Origin of the sequence: Salegentibacter sp. (assembly GCF_041642575.1) — a bacterium.
Lineage (GTDB): Bacteria > Bacteroidota > Bacteroidia > Flavobacteriales > Flavobacteriaceae > Salegentibacter.
Genome location: NZ_JBEPWD010000191.1, coordinates 1 through 1,982 on the forward strand (window position 1 = coordinate 1; position 1,982 = coordinate 1,982).

At 45.8% G+C, this 1,982-nt stretch carries 1 protein-coding gene; it reads left to right on the forward strand.

Annotation, left to right across the window (positions count from 1 at the left end; translation table 11 throughout):
• The coding region (locus ACESK1_RS13200; RefSeq protein WP_372920636.1) for a DNA polymerase III subunit alpha at positions 1-1,982 on the forward strand (1,982 nt) is incomplete at both ends.

A 1,982-nucleotide genomic window follows, 5' to 3' on the forward strand; every position in this document is an offset into this window, starting at 1 on the left:
ACCGATCTGAATTTCACGCCCTATTTTCTCATCAACCTGGACATCGTGGAATATGCCCGCTCTAAGAACTTTCCGTTCATCGGTAGGGGCAGCGGGGCGAATTCCATAGTGGCCTATATCATTGGGATCACCAATGTAGACCCCATTGAGCTCGATCTCTATTTTGAGCGTTTCATCAATGCCTCCCGCAATTCCCCACCCGATTTCGATATAGATTTTTCCTGGAAAGACCGCAACGAGGTGACCGCTTATATTTTTAAAAAAAATGAGAACACCGCCCTGCTCACTACCTACGTTACCTTTAAATGCCGTGCCGTAGCACGGGAACTCGGCAAAGTTTTCGGCTTGCCAAAGGAGGAAATAGACAAACTGGCTTCGGGTTATTTTGAGCTGGGAGAGCTTGATGAAACCCAGAAACTGGTACTTAGGTACAGTGCCCTTATCGAGGGACTCCCCAATTATCTAAGCGTGCATTCCGGCGGAATCGCGATCCTTGATGCTTCGGTCTATAATTATTGCGCTACTTTTTTACCACCGAAGGGCTTCAGGACCCTGCAGATCGACATGAATGTTTGCGAAGATGTGGGCATCCATAAATTTGATATTCTCGCCCAGCGCGGCCTCTCCAAGATCACCGATGCCATTGAGATCATCAAAGAAAATCAGCCCGAAGCCAGGATAGAAGACATTGAAAACATTAAGCGTTTCAAGGAAGATCCTGAGATCAATTCCCTGCTCAAAAAAGGGGATTGCATGGGAGTTTTTTATGTGGAATCTCCTGCCATGCGAGGTCTGCTCATCAAACTGCAGACTCAGGATTATATGAATCTGGTGGCGGCCAGCTCGGTGATACGGCCGGGCGTCTCCAGCGGTGGAATGAAAAAAGAATACATCCAGCGTCACCGGAATCCGGAGAAAAGAAAAGAAGCTCACCCGGTGCTGCTGGAGATCATGCCCGATACTTATGGGGTGATGGTGTACCAGGAAGATGTGATGAAGGTAGCCCACCACTTCGCCGATCTTAATTTCGACGACGCCGATGTGTTACGACGCGGGATGAGCGGGAAGAAATACCTGCAGGAAGATTTACTTCGCATCAAAGAAACTTTCAGAGAGAATTGCCTTAAAAAAGGCTATGAAGAATATCTGATAGAAGAGGTTTGGGAGCAGATTGCCTCTTTTGCCGGCTATGCCTTTCCGAAAGGTCACTCGGCTTCCTATGCGGTGGAAAGTTACCAGAGCCTTTATTTGAAACGCTACTTTCCGCTGGAATTTATGGTGGCAGCACTAAACAACGGCGGCGGATTTTATGATGTAGAAACCTATCTCAAGGAAATAAAAAGATGTGGCGGAAACATCCATCCGCCCTGTATCAATAAAAGCGACCATCCCACGGCGATCTACGAAAAAGATGTCTACCTGGGCTTTGGTTACCTCAAGGAACTCGAAATCAAAAGCATTCAGAAGATCCTGGAGAACCGACAGTTTTTCGGAGAGTTCAGCTCTTTCGATGAGTTCATAGATCGGGTAGAGCTATCTATCGAACAACTCAGCATTCTCTTGCGCATCAACGCCTTCAGATTTACAGGTATAGACAAGCACCAGCTGCTGTGGAAAGCCCATTTTAAGCTGAACAAAACCAAACCCAAAACCTCCCAGGCTGTACTGTTTACACCTCCTCATAAGGATTATGAATTGCCTGAGTTCTCCTATTCAGAATTGATAGATAGCTACGACGAGATAGAATTGCTGAGTTTCCCGCTTTGCAGTCGGTTTAGACTGCTGAAATACAAAATGCAGACTTCCGTACTGTCGGCTGAATTAAAAACTTATGTGGGTAAAGAAGTTAGTATTTACGGCAACCTCATCACTCTGAAAAGAACAGCAACCACCACCAAACGCTATATGTATTTTGGAACTTTTTTCGATAAGAACGATGATGTTTTTGATACGGTGCATTTCCCAAATATAGCCGAAAAATA